Raw genomic sequence first — 15,804 nt, forward strand, 5'->3', positions numbered from 1 at the left:
AGTGATGGAGTTGAATCCCGACGGACCGACCCCGACCGCGCCGATCGACCTGCCGGCCCCGTCCGTGCGCGTCGAATTGGTGGAGGGCACGGCGGCCACCGTCACGGGCCTGCCGGACAAGCCGCCCTCCTTCGGGTCGATCGCCGAGTGGCTCGACTGCGCGGCGGTGCGCACGCCGGACCGGCCGTTCCTGATCGCGCCGGGCCTCAGCCTCAGCTTCGACGAGGTCGCGGGCCTGACCGACGGCATCGCGCAGGCGCTGATCGACCGCGATCTGGGCGCCGACCGGCCACTGATGATCCACGGGCCGGGGGAACCGGCGGCGGTGCTGATGCAGGCGGGCGCGGTCAAGGCGGGCGTGCCGGCGGCGATCGCGCCGCGCGCGCCGGCGCGGCTGGCGGCGGAATCCGGCCCGGGGCTGGTCTACGGCCTCGACAACCCGGCCGCCCAGGCGGTCAGCGACATCCTGGAGACCACCGGCACCGGCCGGCCGGAAACCGTGGTCGGCGTGCGCGGGGTGGAGCGAATCGCCCTTACCCGCGCGACGATCGAGATCATGGAAGCGCGCGAGCGCACGCCGCCCGACCGGCCCTATGCCCTCTATCCGGCGAGCGCGCGGGCCCCCTCCCCGCATTCCGTCATCGCCTCGCGCCGGTCGGCCGGGACGGCGACCGCCTCGCTGCTGGCCGCCTGGCCCTTCGCGGCCATGCGCCACACGGTTATCCTAACCTCCGGCGATCCGCTCGACCCCGGCGGGGCGGCGGCGGCGCTGCGCATCGCCATGGCGGTCGGCGGCACGCTGATCCTGCATGCCGGCCAATCGCGGCGGGGGGAGATCGCGGCGCTTCTCAAGGCGTCCGGCGAGACCGGGCCGACCATCATCGCGGAGCCGGCGGCCGCCCTCGGCCATCTGCTCGACGCGGCGGAGGAGGACCAGCTCCTGGCCGATCACCTCGCCTCCCGGCTGGAGGCGGTATGGCTGCTCGACGGACCGGCGGACGCGGCGCTGGCGGAACGGCTGGACCGCTTCGGCCGGCGCACCCGCGGCGAGCGGATCGCGCTGCTGGACGGGCTGTCGCTGGCGGAAACGGCGGGGATAGCGCTCTGGCGGCGCGCGGATTCGCTGGCCGACCGGCGCCCGGGCGTCGGCGTGGCGGGGCCGGGCCTCGTCCCCCTGCCGGGGCTTTCCGCGCGCGCCGCCGGGGCGGATGGCGGCGGCCTCTGCCTGCGGGGGGCGGCGGTCGGTCCCGGCTGGTTCGGCGCCTCGGAGGAGGAGAGCCTGTGGGACGGCGACGGGTTCCGGCGCACGGGTGCTGGCCTGCGTCTGGTGGAGGCCGGCGCCCCGGACCGGGGGTTCCTGCCCGCCTGAGCGTGCGCGCGCCACCCGCGACGAACGATTTCCAACGGATCGAATTCGCCCTACAGTATCGCCCGCGGTGGGGAAGGGGTTGGCATGTGCTGTGAGGGGAGGGGCCCGTGAGCGAACCGGGCGCCGAGTGGAAACGTCTGGTCGAGGCGGCGTCCGATGCCCGGGCGAAGGGCGATCACGCCGCCGCCGTGCGGCATCTGCGCGCCGCGCTCGTCGTGCAGCCGCGCGCGGCGATCGGCCATCTTATGCTGAGCCTGGCGCTGACCGAGGCCGGATTGCTCGACGAGGCGATCGAGACGGCCCGGGAAGCCTGCCGTCTGGCACCGGATTCCGCCGCCGCGCATTACGCGCTCGGCCGCGCCCGGCGGCTCGCCGGCATGCCCGAGGCGGCGGTCGATAGCTTCGATGCGGCGCTTACCCTGAAGCCGATCCAGGCCGAGACGCATTACGAGCGCGCCTTGGCGCTCGCCGCGCTAAGGCGGCGGGAGGAGGCTCTGGAGGCGCTCAAGGCCGGGCTCGTCTGCGCGCCCCGGCACAAGGGGCTGAAGGCGCTCGCCCGACGGCTCTCGCTGTCGGGGAAAGCCACGGGCTGACAGCGACCTTCACGCGGTTCGCAGGATCTTGAGCCGGGGGTCGAGCGTGTCGCGCAGCCCGTCCCCCAACAGGTTCAACCCCAGGACGGACAGCATGATCGCGAGGCCGGGAAAGACCGCCTGCAACGGCGCGGCGAACATGAAGGTCTGGGAATCGGCCAGCATCTTGCCCCAGCTCGGCTGCGGCGGTTGGACGCCGAGGCCGAGATAGCTCAACCCCGCCTCCGCCAGGATCGCCACCGCGAACTGGATCGTCGCCTGGACGATCAGGATTCCCGCGATATTCGGCAGCACATGCACCATCGCGGTGGAAAACCCCCGGCGCCCCATCGCGCGTGCCGCGATGACGAAGGGTTGCGCCGCCACGCCGATCGCCGCCCCGCGCGCCACCCGCGCGAAGACCGCGATGTTGAAGATGCCGACCGCGACGATGACATTGACCGCGCCGGGCCCATGGATGGCGGTGATCAAGACCGCCGAAAGCACCGCCGGAAAGGCGAAGATCAGATCGGCCAGCCGCCCAACACCGGCATCGACCAGCGGCACCCGCGTCAACGCCGCGATCAGGCCGAGCGGCACGCCGAGCCCCAGACCCAGCCCCACCGCCACCAGCCCCACCGCGACCGAGGTCCGGGCCCCGGCGAGGATCAGGCTCAACACATCCCGGCCGAAATGATCGGTGCCGAGCGGATGGGCGAGACCGGGCCCGCCGAGGCGTGCCGTCGCATCGACCCCGTCGACCGGATAGGGCGTCCAGATCATCGCCACCAGCGCCGCCAGCAAGACCAGGGCCGTCAGCCCGGCACCGATCGCCAGGCTTGGGTGCCGCCGGGCGTGCCACAGACGGCGGATCAGCGGCCCGCCGCTCATGCCGCCGCCCCATCATGGGCGAAGCCGTCATGGGCGGCCCCATGGGCGGCCCCGTCCTGCACGCCGGCGCGCGGCCGGGGATCGATCGCGGCATAGGCGAGATCGACCAGCAGATTGACCAGGATCACGAAGCCGGACAACAGCACCACCAGATCGCGCACCACCACCAGATCGCGCTGGAAGATCGATTGCAGCAGCAAACGGCCGAGCCCCGGCAGGTAGAAAACGTTCTCCACGATTACCGCGCCCATCACCAGGAAGGCGAATTGCAGCCCCAGAATGGTCGCGACCGGGATCATCGCGTTGCGCAGCGCGTGCCCGAACAGGATACGCCCGCGCGACAGCCCCTTGGCGCGCGCCGTGCGGATATAGTCCTGGCCCAGCGTCTCCAACATGGCGGATCGGGTAACGCGGGAGAGAATCGCCGCCTCCGACAGAGCAAGCGCCGCCGCCGGCAGGACCAACGCCCGAAGGGCCGGGCCGATGCCGCCCTCCCATCCCGGGAACCCGCCCGAGGCGAAGAGGCCCAGATGCACCGCGAAGACCAGGATAAGAAGGATGGCGAACCAGAAATTCGGCACCGCGAGGCCGATCTGGGCGAACCCGATCACGGCCCAGTCGCCCGGCCCGCCCCGATGCGTCGCGGCCAGGATGCCGAGCGGAATGGCGATCGCCGTCGAAAGCGCGAAGGCGATGAGCGCGAGCGGTAGCGAGATCGCCAGCCGGTCCCCCAACATGCCCGCGATGGGCACGCCGTAGATATGGCTGGTACCGAGATCGCCGGTGGCGAACCCCGCGAGCCATTCCAGGTATCGACCGGCCGCCGGCCGGTCGAGCCCCAACTGCTCGCGAAGTGCGGCGAGCGTATCCGCGCTCGCCTCCGTGCCGAGCAGAACCTGCGCCGCGTCCCCCGGCAGGAACTCCAGCGCCAGGAACACGACCAGCGAGGCGGCCAGAAGCGTTCCGGCGAACTGGACCAGCCGTCGAACCAGATAGCTCAACATCGCGCGCGCCCCGGACTGGAAGCCGCGCCGGGCGAAGCGGCTACTCCGCCCAGTGCACGTTCGTCATGTCGTTCGCCTGGATCGGGGCGTTCGGCCAGAGCCCTTCCAGCCCCTTGCGCTTGACGCCGATCTTGGCGAGTTGGAACAGGAAGACGCTGACCTGATCGTCGGCAACCATCTCCTGTGCCTCGACCAGAAGCTCCGCCCGGCGGTCGGGGTCGGCCTCGCGCTCCAGTTCGGCCATATGCTCCCGGAAGGCCGGGTTGTCATAGCCGAAATAATAGTCGTCGCGGGCATAGATGCCGATATCCAGCGGCTCGGTATGGGAGACGATGGTGAAATCGAAATCATGCGCGCCCTTGAAGACGTCGGAGAGCCATTGCGCCCATTCGACCGGCACGATCTCGACCTCGATGCCGACCTCGCGCAACTGCGCGGCCACGACTTCGCCCCCGCGCCGGGCATAGGCCGTCGGCGGCAGCTTCATCACCGCCTTGATCGGCGTCTCGACGCCGGCGGCCTCCAGCAGCTGGCGCGCCTTCTCCGGGTCGTGCGGCACCGTGTCGGTCAGGTCGATATAGGCCGGGTTGTGCGGCGCGAAGTGGCTGCCGATCGGCGTGCCGAACCCGAACATCGCCAGATCGACGATCGCCTGACGGTCGACCGCGTGCTGGATCGCGCGGCGCACGCGCACATCGTCCCAGGGCGCGCGCCGGTGGTTGAGGGCCAGGATCGTCTCCCCCTCGGTCGTGCCGACATAGACGTCGAAACGCGGATCGGATTCGAACTGCGCCACCGTTTCCGGCGCCCCGATATTGGGAATCGCATCGACGTCGCCCGCCATCAGGGCCGCGACCTGCGCGGCCGCGTCGCCGATGAACTTGATGGTCACGCGGGCCAGCGCCGGGGCATGCCCCCAGTAATCGTCGCGCCGGACGAGCGTAATGCTGTCCCCCGGCTTGCGCTCGGCGACGCGATAGGGGCCGGTACCGACGGGATCGGTCTTATTGGTCTCCGCGCTCGCCGGATCGACGATCACGGCATCGCCCCAGCCGAGGTTCCACAGGAACAGACCCTGCGGCTGCTTCAGGTCGATCACCACCGTATGATCGTCCGGTGCCTCGACCGTCTCGATCCCGGAGAAAAGCTGCTTCTGCGCGTTGACCGACTCCTCGGCCATCGCCCGCTCGAAGGAGAAGACGACGTCGGACGCCTCGAAGCTGGCACCGTCATGGAAGGTAACCCCCCGGCGCAAATCGAAGCTGTAGCGCATCCCGTCCTCGGAGATCGTCCATTCCTGCGCCAACGCGGGCTGCACCGTGCCGGTGGAATCGATGCGCGTCAGCCCCTCGAACACATTGGCGTAGACCACCTCGTCGATCGCCGCGGCCGCGCCCGCCGTCGGGTCGAGATGCGGCGGCTCCAGCGTCATGCCGATGACGACGGTATCCTTGCCCTGGCCTTGGGCCTGGGCCGTGGCAGCGCCCATGGCGAACGGCCCCACCCCGAACCCGATCAACCCCGCGACGAGCCCGGCGGCGGAGAGGGCGAGGGCGCGCGCGCGCCGGCTTCGATTGGTCATGATATCGATAATCCCTGTTTCTGGTCCGGCCGCCTCGCGCTACCCGCACGGCCCGCGGCGAACACGGCCGGTCGCTTGTTCTCTCTTAGGTCCCCGTCGGGGCGGAGTTTAGCAACCCCTCCGCCGATTCGTAAACGGCACGCGCGATGGCGCGCGCCACGCAGTCCGCCGCGATGGCGCCAATCCGCGCCAGCCCCAGCGCGTCCACCCGCCCCGCCGCCCCGGAAGCGAGCGTGAAGACGCTGTCCCCGTCGAAGGGCGTATGCGCCGGGCGGATCGCGCGGGCGAGCCCGTCCTGCGCCATCGCCGCCAGCCGGATCGCCTGTGAGTGGTCCAGAGCCGCATCGGTCGCCACCGCCACCAGCGTCGTGTTCCCGCGCGGCCGGGCCAGCTTGGGGAAATGCGGTTCCGGCGATTCCGGCGCGCCGGTCGGACGCCGGCCGCCGAATTCATCCCCCATCTCGAACGGCCAGGCAAGGAAGGTGCCGTCCGCCATGGTGACGGAGCCGAAGCTGTTGACCGCCGCCAGCGCGCCGACCGTTACCCCCGTTCCATCCCCTGTTTCGCCGTCTACCGTCCCGCCATCTGCCGCTCCGCCGTCCACGGCGGAGGCCGAGCCGATCCCGCCCGGCAGTCCGCCCGCGCGCGCGCCGCGCCCGGCCCCGACGCGGCCGAGCGCGAAATCCGCACCGGCCCCCTCGCAGGCCGAAAGCGCGAGCGCGCGATAGGGCGGCTCCATCCCCCAATGCTTATCGCCCTCATTGGCGAGGTCGTAGAGAATCGCCGCCGGCACGATCGGCACGACCGCGGCGCCCGTATCGTAACCCCGACCGCGCGCGGCGAGCCAGTTCATCACCCCGTCCGCCGCCGCCAACCCGAAGGCCGAGCCGCCGGAGAAGACGAGGGCGTCCGCGCGCGCCACCAGCCGGCCGGGGCCGAGGGCATCGGTCTCCCGCGTGCCGGGGCCACCGCCCCGGATATCGGCGGCGGCGACCCAGCCGGTTTCAGGCAGCAGCACGGTGACGCCGCTTTTCACCCGGTCGTCCTGGGCATGGCCGACCGTCAGACCGGCGACATCGCTGATCAGATTGCGGGGGCCGGGGCGCACGCTCATGGCCAGGAAACCTCCGGGTCGAGCGGATAGATCGGCCGGCGCACCTTGCGATAGGGAAGCAAGCCGTTGTCGGACGTCGCCACCCCCTCCCCGTCCAGCGTCAGGGTATGGCGCGCCAGATCGCCGAAGCCCGCGCGATAGTGGATTCGCGACTTCAGCATCAGATAACGCCGGGTGGCGGGGTCGAGCCCCATCATGCGGAAGACGCCCAGATCCCAAGGCTCGTGGTGGTGGGAGGTCACGATGATACGCACACCGTCCCCGCCTTCCCCATCCGGGGCCCCATCCGGCCCCCCATCCGGCTGGCCCACGCGGAACAGCGCGCTCGGTCCGCAATCGACGGTGACGCCGGTATACATCGGCCCCTCCACGGTGAAACGCCCGTCGCTCAACCGCTCCACCGTGCCGGTGAGGGAAAGCGGCCGGCCCTCGAGGCCGATCGCGGGCATGTCCGTGCGCCCGCCGAGATCGAGGGTCAGCGTCGCGCCTTCCCCCGCCTGCCGCATCGCCTCGACCGCCGCCGGATCCCACAGCGTCGCGACCGCCACATCGTCCAGCCCGCCCTCGATCACCGCGCGGATCGCGGCCATCACGTCCTGCGTCGCGCCGGACCCGCAATTGTCCGCATGATCCAATAGGATGACCGGACCGTCGTCGAGGCGCGCCGCCGCCGCCACCGCCTCCTCGATCGGGCGATGGCGATAGACGAAATCGGCGCGCGCCGCGAAGGCGCGGGCGGCGAGGTCCCCGGCACCGGCCGCCGCCGCTTCCTCCGCGCCCGCGACCTTTCGGTCGGCGATCAGAAGCGCGGAAGTCCCCGCATCCGCGATATCGGCCAGCGCGAACCCCCCGAAGACCGTGGCGGCGAGAATACCCGGTTCCTCCGCCTCGAACCGCCGGGCCCGCGCGATCAGATCCTTCATCGGCGCGTCGTCGGTGCCCTGGCACAGGGTCTGGGAGAGCAACGGCGGCCGCGCCCAACGCATCACCGGATCGACCCGCCCGTCGATCGCGTCGAACAGGATACGGCCGACCTGCTCCGCCACCTCGTACATATCGACATGGGGATAGGTCTTGTAACCGATCAACGCGGTGCAATTGTCGACCATCGCCGGCGTCAGATTACAATGCAGGTCGAGCGTCACCGCGATCGGCAGGTCGGGCCGCGCGGCGCGCAGCCGGCGCAGCAACTCCCCCTCCCCGTCGTCGAGATGGGTCGCGACCATCGCGCCGTGCAGGTCGAGCAACGCGGCGTCGCAATCCGCCGCCGCCACCAGGATGGCGCCGGCCAGTTCCTCATAGGTCGCTTCCTCGACCGGGCCGGCCGGCATCGCCTCGGCGGCGAGCGGGGTGACGATCTCCGCCCCCCGCTCGCGCGCGAGTTTCATATAGGCGGCCTGGGGCATGCGCGTGCCCGCCATCGCCTCGGCCGCCGCCTCCCCGAAATGCAGCCCCCAATCGGCGAAGCGCGCGCGATCCGTCGGGATCGGCGAGAAGGTGTTGGTCTCGTGCTTGAAAGTCGCGCAAAGGATACGCATGGCTTCGGGATCGGTCCTTATGGGTCGGGTGGAATCAGGTTCCGGGAGACTGCGCCGGGGTACGGGGCAAGGTCAATCGGAACCGCGTTCCGGCGGCGCCGGTACCGCTCAAGGCCAGATCGCCGCCATTACCGCGGGCAAGTTCACGCGCGATGGCGAGGCCGAGGCCCGCACCGCCCGCGCGGGCCGACCCCTCGAAGGGTTGGAACAGCTTCTCCAGCGCGCGCGGCGGCAGGCCCGGCCCGTCATCGAGGAAGTCGAGCGCGATCCGGTCCCGGCGCCCGGCTTCCGGCGCGCCGACGGTCACCGTCTCGGCCCCCGCCTCGGCCGCGTTGCGCAACAGGTTGTTGACGATACGGAAGAGCTGATCGCGGTCCGCATGCGCGGTAAGCCCCTCCGGCACCCGGTTGTCGAGGTGCGCGGCCCGGGCGAAGCCGACGCCGGCCTCCTCCACCAGAACGCGCAGGTCGACGGGAACCGGGTCGCGTTCCGGCATGCCGCGCCCGACATAGTCGAGCGTCTGGGAACAGAGCTTCGCCGCCCGCTCGATCGAGGCGACGAGGGTCGGCGTCACCCGCTGCACTTCCGGATCGTCGGAGCTTTCCAGGCGGTCGGAGACCACCAGCGCGGTCGAGAGGATGCCGCGCAGATCATGCTGGATCTTGGCGACGGCCGTGCCCAGCGCCGCCAGTTTCCGCCGCTGGGCAAGCGTATCGTGCAGCGCCTTCTGCATCGTGGCGAGTTCGCGCTCCGCCACGCCCAACTCGTCGTCGCGCGCACTGGCGCGCACGATCCGGCCGGCCTCCTCCGGCGCTTCTCGGAAACGGATCATGTTGCGCGTCAATCGGCGCATCGGCCGGACGAACTGCCAGCGCAGGACGAGGAAGACGAGACCCGCCGTGATGATCGATATCACCAGGCTGAGTCCCAGGATACGCCCCGCGAAGCCCAGGATGGCGTCGCGCAGCGCGCGCTCGCGCAGCACGATCTCGATCTCGCTCGCCGGCTCCTTGGGCGAGGGGCCGAGGATGCGCGTCATCGCCTCCCCGTGACGACCCATCAGGGAAAGCGCGTTGACGATCATGTCGACCGGCCCCTCGGTCGCGAGGTCGTAAGTCGCATCGACCGCCGGCGGCATGTCGTTGAGCAGCGCGAGCCTCTCCCCCGCCCGGCGCAGCGCGATCGCGCGCACCCCGACGAAATCGAGCAACTGGCGCTCCAGCGCTTGCGAGACCATCGCGTCCGGCGCGGCCTCCAGCGTCAGGATCGCCAGATGCGCCGCGCCCAGCCGCTCGTTCAACCAGGACACGCGGAACCGCGCGACCGACGGCAGGAAGATCAGCACCTCCGCCAACATGACGAAGACGATGGTCAGAACCAGAAGGCGGGCGGAGAGACTGCGTTGCAACCGGAACTCACGATCTGTCGTCGCCCTCTCGTCGTCGAGGGTCTCGGGCGGCCAGATTACGCCGAACCGGCCGCCCGGGTCACGCGATCCGTGCCATTACGCACAAACGCTACGCGAAAGGATCGCGGGCGCGCCCCTTCCGGCGCGCGCGCAGCTTTCGATAGGCGACCGGCAAGAGCGCGAGCAGCCCCAGGCCGAAAAGCGCGGTCAGGATTTCCGGCGTCAGTACCGCCGACAGGCTCAACCGCTCCCCGCGGTCGAACAGCGCGCCGATTCCGGCGCCGAAACTGGCGAAGACGAAGCTGCCCGGCATGATGCCGAGCACGGTCCCGATCGTATAGGTCGCGAGCCGAACCCCCAGGAAAGCCGGCACCAGATTGACCACGAAGAAGGGGAAAATCGGAATCAGGCGCAGGAACAGCATATAGCTGAGCGCGTTCTCGTTGAAACCCGCGCGCATCCGTCCGAGCCACGGCCCGGCCCGTGCCGCGAGATGATCGCCCAGCGCCGAACGCGCCGCGAGGAATACCAGCACCGAGCCCAGGGTCGCCGAGACGACCACGAGACCCGTGCCCAGCCACTGGCCGAAGAGGAACCCACCGGCCACCGTCATCACCGCCCCGCCCGGCAACGAGAAGGCGACCACCAGCACATAGAGCAGGCAATAGACCAACACCGCCAGCGACCCGTTCGCCGCCACCCAGGACAACAGCGCGCCGCGATGCGCCTGCAATTGATTGAAGCTCAGATAGGCGTCGAGCCCCGCCGCCTTAGCCGCGACGAGCCCCGCCGCCAGCACCGCGAGCGGCCACAGGCGCCGCCAGTCGAAGCCGGCGCGGCCGGCGGGCGGTTCCGCCCCGGGCCGGTTCATGTCCGACCCGTCATATCCGTCCGCGCCGCTCCCGGCCTCCTCGTCGCGCATACGCATCCGCTTCGTCCCGTTTCCCGCCATCCAGCCCTATCACGCGCCCGACCGCCAACGGAGTCGAGATGCGGCCAAATCCCGCCGCCCGCCAATCAAGCCTGCGTGAAACCCGCGCGAGCCCGGCCGTGATCGGGGGGGCGCCGCCTCTCAGAGCCACTCCGACGCCAGACCGGCGACCAGGACGTAGCGCACGACCTTGCCGATGGTGACATAGATCAGGAAGGGGACGATCGGCACCCGCAGCAAGCCCGCGACGAAGGTCAGCGGATCGCCCAGGAACGGCGTCCACGCCAGCAACAGCGAGGGTTGGCCCCAGCGGTTGAAAACCTTGCTGGCGCGTTCAAGCGAGCGCGCCTTGATCGGGAACCAGCGCTTCTCCTGCCAATGGGTCAGCCAGCCGCCGATCCACCAGTTGAGCAACGCTCCCAGCACATTGCCGACCGTCGCGACGGCGATCAGCACCGCCAGATCGCCCGTGCTGGCCGAGGAGGAGAAACTCGCCAGCACGGCTTCCGAGGCGATCGGCAGGATCGTCGCCGCGAGAAAACCCGAGGCGAACATGAGAATGAGTTCGGCGCCTGTCACGCTGCCTTTCCGTCTTTCTTGCTATCGCGCGGGACGCGTCCTGCCTATCGCGCCGGCGCCAGGATCAAATTGGGGGTGGGGTCGCGCAGGGAACGGATGGTCCATTGATAAAGGGGCGGGCTGCCCTGCGTCACGCTTTCCGCGTTGTGGGTCAACACCTCGCCCCGGGCCCAGACGCGCACGATGCCGCGCGCGTCGAAGCCCCGGGCGAGCAATTCCTCGCGATGCTGCTCCGGCAGCTTGTCGCCGAAGATCTCGATCAACCCGTCCTCCCTGACGCGCAGACCGAGGAACTTGGCGTTCCGCCGGGGAAAGCTGAATTGCCGGGTTTCCGTCAGATCGCCGCTCTGCTCGTAGCGCACGTGATACCGGGCATTGCCGAGATATTCGATCTTCTTGAACCCTGAATCCCGTTTCAGATCGCGTTCGTAGATGCCGACATACTCGGCCAGCCGCTCTCCGTCCAACTCGCCCGTGCCGATGCGCTGCAGGAACTGAAGCTGCGTCAGGTCCCCTTCATAGACGAAGGCATAGCGGCCGTCCGCCGCCACCTGCAGATCGGCCCGGAAGTTGTCGGGCAGATAGCAACCGGCCAGCGCGAGCAACGCGCACAGCGGCATGAGCAGACGGGCGGGACGCGGAAACATGGCTCCGATCCTAGAGGGGCGGCTGGGCCGTGGCCAGCGGGTCGGCGCTGACATAGTGCGGCGCGAGCACGGATTCCAGCAACAATTCCCCCTCGCCCGGATAGAGCCCCCCCTCGCGCGTCGCCGCCTCCAGCCACAAACCGTCGAGGGCCAGCGCCGCCGCCACCGCCAGATCCGACGCCTCCTCCCCGCCGACACCCAGGCCGGAGAGCGCAGCGCGCAGCGCCGATGCCTGCCGCGCGCGCTGGGCCGCGCGGATGCGGGCATAGTCCGCGCGATAGGGGGTCAACGCCGTGAAGCCCGACCAGGCGGCCGCGCGCACCGGGGTCAGGACGGACGGGACAAGATGCGCCTCCACCGCCGCCATCAGGCGCAGACCCGCCGGCACGGCATGCCCCGGCGGCATCGCGCCGACGGCCCGGACGTAAGCCGCCGCCACCGGCTTGCGCGTCGCGCGGTAGGCGGCGGCCAGCAGATCACCCTTGTCCGAGAAATAATGATGGACGAGCCCCGGCGACATGTCGGCCGCACGCGCGATGCGGGCCACCGTAGCGGCCTCGTGTCCTTCGCGCCCGACGGTCTCGACGGCGGCGGCGACCAGTTCCTCGCGCCGAATGGTGTCCAGTGCCGTGCGCCCCATGCCGCCGCTCCCAGTCCATCGTCCAAAAGGTGCCCATCGTCCAAAAGGTTGATTGACGGACCATACAATAAATTGGTTGACTAACCAATCTTCGCATCGCGCGCACGCATCCCAATCGCGTCCGCCATCCCTTCGCGCCTCTCTTGCGGCCCCCTTGCGGGAAGGGACGGAAGCGGCCACAGTCGGACCCGTCATGACGCCGCCCAGCGACGCCTACGCCATGCCCCGTTACGATCCCGCGCGCGGCGACGTCCGCGCGGTGCTCGGCCCCACCAACACCGGCAAGACCTATCTGGCGATGGAGCGCCTGCGCGCGCACGCCACCGGCATGATCGGCTTCCCGCTGCGCCTTCTGGCGCGGGAGAACTATGACCGGCTGGTCGAATTGGAGGGCCGCGCCTCCGTCGCGCTGATCACGGGCGAGGAGAAGATCGTGCCGCCCCGGCCGCGCTGGTGGATCTGCACGGTGGAGGCGATGCCGCTGGAGACGGCGGTCGATTTCCTGGCGGTCGACGAGATCCAACTTTGCGCCGATCCGGAACGCGGCCATGTCTTCACCGACCGGCTGCTGCATGCGCGCGGGCGGGAGGAGACCATGTTCCTGGGCGCGGAGGCGATGGCGGATCTGATCCGCGCGCTCGCCCCGGAAGCGCGGATCGAGACGCGCCCGCGCCTGTCCACCCTTACCTGGGCGGGGACGCGGAAGCTCAACCGCCTGCCCCGGCGCAGCGCGGTCGTCGCCTTCTCCGTCGATCAGGTCTATCGCACGGCGGAGGCGGTGCGCCGCCAGCGCGGCGGCACGGCGGTCGTGCTCGGCGCGCTCAGCCCGCGCACGCGCAACGCCCAGGTTCAGATGTACCAGGAAGGCGAGGTCGATTACCTCGTCGCCACCGACGCCATCGGCATGGGCCTCAACATGGATGTGGACCATGTGGCCTTCGCCGGGCTGACCAAGTTCGACGGCATGCGCCGCCGGCCGCTCACCGCGCCCGAGATCGGCCAGATCGCGGGGCGCGCCGGCCGGCACATGAACGACGGCACCTTCGGCGTCACCGGCGACGCGCGCCCGCCGGACGAGGAGGTAATCCGCCAGATCGAGGGCCATGCCTTCCCGGCGCTGACCAAGGTGAGCTGGCGCAACCGCACGCTCGATTTCGCCAGCCCGGGCCGCCTGATGCAAAGCCTGACGCAGGCCCCGCCCCGCGCCGAATTGGTGCGCGCGCGCGATGCCGACGATCAACTGGCGCTGGCCGCCCTGATGCGCGACGAGGGCGTGATGGCCCGCGCCGCCAGCCGCGACCGGGTGCGCCTGCTCTGGGAAGTCTGCCAGATCCCGGATTTCCGCAAGGTCATGCCGGATCACCACGCCCAGCTTCTGGGGCAGGTCTTTACCCATCTGGTCGACCGCGACGGCGGCCGCCTGCCGGAGGATTGGGTGCGCGCGCAGATCGAGCGTCTCGACCGCGCGGAGGGCGATATCGACACGCTGACGGCGCGGCTGGCCCATGTGCGCACCTGGACCTATGTCACCCACCGGGCCGATTGGGTGCCGGACTGCGCCCATTGGCAGGCCCGCGCGCGGGCGATCGAGGACACGCTGTCCGACGCGCTGCACGACCGGCTGACGGACCGTTTCGTCGATCGCCGCGCGGCGAGCCTGAGCCGAGGCATGGACTCGGCCGAGGGCCTGCTCTCCGCCGTCACCCCCAAGGGCGAGGTGGTGGTGGAGGGCCATGTTGTCGGCCGGATGGAGGGGTTGCGCTTCACCCCGCACGACCCGGCCGACCTACGCGAGGCCAAGCGCCTCGCCGCCGCCGCGCATCGCGCGCTGCGCGAGGAGGCGGGACCCCGCGTCGCGCGCCTCGCCGCCGCCGACGATAGCGCCTTCGGCATGGAGCCGGACGGGCGCATCACCTGGGGCGGGCGGGCGATCGCACGGGTCGCGCGCGGAACGACGCCGCTGGCGCCCGTCGTCCGGCTGGCGCCGACGGACCTCAACGACCGGACGCTGGAGGACCGGGTAAAAGCGCGGCTTCAAGGATTCCTCGACCGGTTCCTGGCACGCCGCCTGGCGCCGGTGCTGATCCCCCCCGATCGCGGGGGGGAGGCGGCGCTGAGCGCGGATGACGCGCCCGCGCGCGGGCTGCTCTATCGGCTGCGGGAGGGGCTGGGAGCCGTCGCGCGGTCCGAGGCGCGCGACCAGATCGACGCCCTTTCCCCCGCCGGGCGGAAGGCCCTGGCGGCCGCCGGCATCCGCTTCGGAACGGAGGCGGTCTATTGGCACGGCGCGCTGGCGCCGAAGGCGATGCGGGCGAAGGCGATCCTCTGGGCCGCCTGGCACGACCGTCCGACGCCCGAGGTGCCGAACGAACCCGCGCCGGTGTTGGAGGCCGCACGCTTCCCGGCCGATGCGTGGGAGGCACTCGGCTATCGTGTCCGGGGGCCGCTGGCGCTGCGCCTCGACCGGGGGGAGCGGCTGGCCGCCCTGCTGCGCCGGCGCGCCAAGGCGGGGCCGGTCGCGCTCGACGCCGCGCTGCTGCAAGAACTGGGTGGCGCCGATAGCGCGGCGGGCACCGTCGATCGGGACGTGGCGGACGGCGTCCTGCGCGCCTTCGGCTTCAAGCCCGCGAAAACGGGACCCGAGAACGAACAGGGGGAGGCGACCGGCGGGGCGGCGCCCCCGCTCTACGATCCGCCCGGCCGGATGCGCCGCCCCGCGAAGGGGGACAAGACCGCGCGCAAGGCCACGGGGAAGACGAAAGCGTCCAAGGGAGCGAAAGGCGGCAAGCCCGACGCCAAGCAGCCGAACGCGAAACGGTCGGAGCCCAAGCGCGGGGCGACCAAACGGTCGGGCGCCCAGAAGGCGGGCAAGAAGACCGCCCCGGCCCGCGCGCCGCGTCGCGAGAGCCCGGTCAATCCCGATTCGCCCTTCGCGATCCTGCGCGATCTGGTCGGGGGAGGCAGCGGCGGCGGGAGCCGCCGGCGATGAGCGGCCGCGGCGCACCCGATCCAGCCGGCGGCGCGCGCCCCGGCATGCGCCTCGACAAATGGCTGTGGCATGCGCGCTTCTTCAAGACGCGCACGCTGGCCGGCACGGCCGCCGGCGGCGGGCGGGTGCGGGTCAACCGCGTGCCGGTCGCCAAGCCGGGCCAGACCGTGCGCGTCGGCGATGTGCTGACCTTCCCCCAGGGGCACCATGTGCGGGTGATCGAGATTCGCGCGCTCTCCGACCGGCGCGGGCCCGCCAGCGAGGCGCAGGCGCTCTATCGTGATCTGGACCCGCCCCAACCGCGCGCCGACGCGGATGGAAAAGCCTCGACCCCCGCCCCGGCGGCGAAGCGCGAGCCCGGCGCGGGCCGGCCCACCAAGCGCGAGCGGCGGCAACTCGACCGGTTGAAACCGAACCCCGACGACCCAACCCTCTGAGTCAGAGGGAAATTAACCGGCGGGCGGGTGACAGACGGGCGACGTCTTGCCAAACTGGCGCCGGAAACAAATCAGGATGACCGCGCCGACAGGAGGCGCGGGG

The 15,804-nt window shown here is 70.9% G+C and carries 14 protein-coding genes; 4 read left to right on the plus strand and 10 right to left on the minus strand.

Annotated elements, in window-relative coordinates:
• The first annotated feature begins 4 nt into the window (after nt 1–4).
• Together KAJ83_RS13375 and KAJ83_RS13380 are read left to right on the plus strand one after the other, a co-directional pair.
• Nucleotides 5–1,369 carry an AMP-binding protein gene (locus KAJ83_RS13375; protein WP_210682590.1) on the plus strand — a complete coding sequence of 455 codons (1,365 nt, stop codon included), beginning with the start codon at nt 5–7 and terminating at the stop codon, nt 1,367–1,369.
• Between the two features lie 107 nt (nt 1,370–1,476).
• A complete protein-coding gene (locus KAJ83_RS13380; RefSeq protein ID WP_210682591.1) occupies nt 1,477–1,962 on the plus strand; it encodes a tetratricopeptide repeat protein in 486 nt (161 codons plus the stop codon).
• A gap of 9 nt (nt 1,963–1,971) precedes the next feature.
• On the opposite strand, the gene KAJ83_RS13385 is transcribed toward KAJ83_RS13380, so the two are convergent.
• The 10 genes from KAJ83_RS13385 to KAJ83_RS13430 all read right to left on the minus strand — a co-directional run bounded on the left by KAJ83_RS13385 (nt 1,972) and on the right by KAJ83_RS13430 (nt 12,275).
• The gene (locus KAJ83_RS13385) at nt 1,972–2,832 is read right to left on the minus strand and encodes an ABC transporter permease (RefSeq protein WP_210682592.1); all 861 of its coding nucleotides are present in this window, start codon (nt 2,830–2,832) and stop codon (nt 1,972–1,974) included.
• Nucleotides 2,829–3,836 (minus strand): ABC transporter permease, encoded by a 1,008-nt coding sequence (locus tag KAJ83_RS13390; protein WP_210682593.1) that lies wholly within the window; start codon nt 3,834–3,836, stop codon nt 2,829–2,831. Before KAJ83_RS13390 ends, KAJ83_RS13385 begins: the two co-directional genes overlap by 4 nt.
• Nucleotides 3,837–3,876: 40 nt before the next feature.
• Nucleotides 3,877–5,418, minus strand: a complete 1,542-nt coding sequence (locus KAJ83_RS13395; RefSeq protein ID WP_210682594.1) for an ABC transporter substrate-binding protein — start codon at nt 5,416–5,418, stop codon at nt 3,877–3,879.
• 85 nt (nt 5,419–5,503) lie between these two features.
• Nucleotides 5,504–6,532 carry a P1 family peptidase gene (locus KAJ83_RS13400; RefSeq protein ID WP_210682595.1) on the minus strand — a complete coding sequence of 343 codons (1,029 nt, stop codon included), beginning with the start codon at nt 6,530–6,532 and terminating at the stop codon, nt 5,504–5,506.
• Nucleotides 6,529–8,070: a M81 family metallopeptidase gene (locus tag KAJ83_RS13405; RefSeq protein ID WP_210682596.1), complete on the minus strand. Its 1,542-nt coding sequence runs from the start codon at nt 8,068–8,070 to the stop codon at nt 6,529–6,531. Before KAJ83_RS13405 ends, KAJ83_RS13400 begins: the two co-directional genes overlap by 4 nt.
• A gap of 34 nt (nt 8,071–8,104) precedes the next feature.
• Nucleotides 8,105–9,478 carry a sensor histidine kinase gene (locus tag KAJ83_RS13410; RefSeq protein ID WP_246484558.1) on the minus strand — a complete coding sequence of 458 codons (1,374 nt, stop codon included), beginning with the start codon at nt 9,476–9,478 and terminating at the stop codon, nt 8,105–8,107.
• A gap of 109 nt (nt 9,479–9,587) precedes the next feature.
• Entirely contained in the window at nt 9,588–10,406 is an 819-nt protein-coding gene (locus tag KAJ83_RS13415) for a TVP38/TMEM64 family protein (protein ID WP_246484559.1), read from the minus strand.
• A gap of 144 nt (nt 10,407–10,550) precedes the next feature.
• Nucleotides 10,551–10,988 carry a YqaA family protein gene (locus KAJ83_RS13420; protein ID WP_343222004.1) on the minus strand — a complete coding sequence of 146 codons (438 nt, stop codon included), beginning with the start codon at nt 10,986–10,988 and terminating at the stop codon, nt 10,551–10,553.
• A 44-nt stretch (nt 10,989–11,032) separates the two neighbouring features.
• Complete coding sequence (locus KAJ83_RS13425; protein WP_210682597.1) at nt 11,033–11,635, minus strand: hypothetical protein; 603 nt, start codon at nt 11,633–11,635, stop codon at nt 11,033–11,035.
• Nucleotides 11,636–11,645: 10 nt separating this feature from the next.
• Complete coding sequence (locus tag KAJ83_RS13430; protein ID WP_210682598.1) at nt 11,646–12,275, minus strand: TetR family transcriptional regulator; 630 nt, start codon at nt 12,273–12,275, stop codon at nt 11,646–11,648.
• Between the two features lie 193 nt (nt 12,276–12,468).
• Between KAJ83_RS13430 and KAJ83_RS13435 the strand changes: the two genes are divergently transcribed.
• Complete coding sequence (locus KAJ83_RS13435; RefSeq protein WP_210682599.1) at nt 12,469–15,264, plus strand: helicase-related protein; 2,796 nt, start codon at nt 12,469–12,471, stop codon at nt 15,262–15,264.
• Complete coding sequence (locus KAJ83_RS13440) at nt 15,261–15,701, plus strand: RNA-binding S4 domain-containing protein (RefSeq protein WP_210682600.1); 441 nt, start codon at nt 15,261–15,263, stop codon at nt 15,699–15,701. Before KAJ83_RS13435 ends, KAJ83_RS13440 begins: the two co-directional genes overlap by 4 nt.
• The last annotated feature ends 103 nt before the right edge of the window (nt 15,702–15,804 follow it).

The sequence above is a fragment of the Marivibrio halodurans genome (assembly GCF_017963645.1).
Classification (GTDB): domain Bacteria; phylum Pseudomonadota; class Alphaproteobacteria; order UBA8366; family Aestuariispiraceae; genus Marivibrio; species Marivibrio halodurans.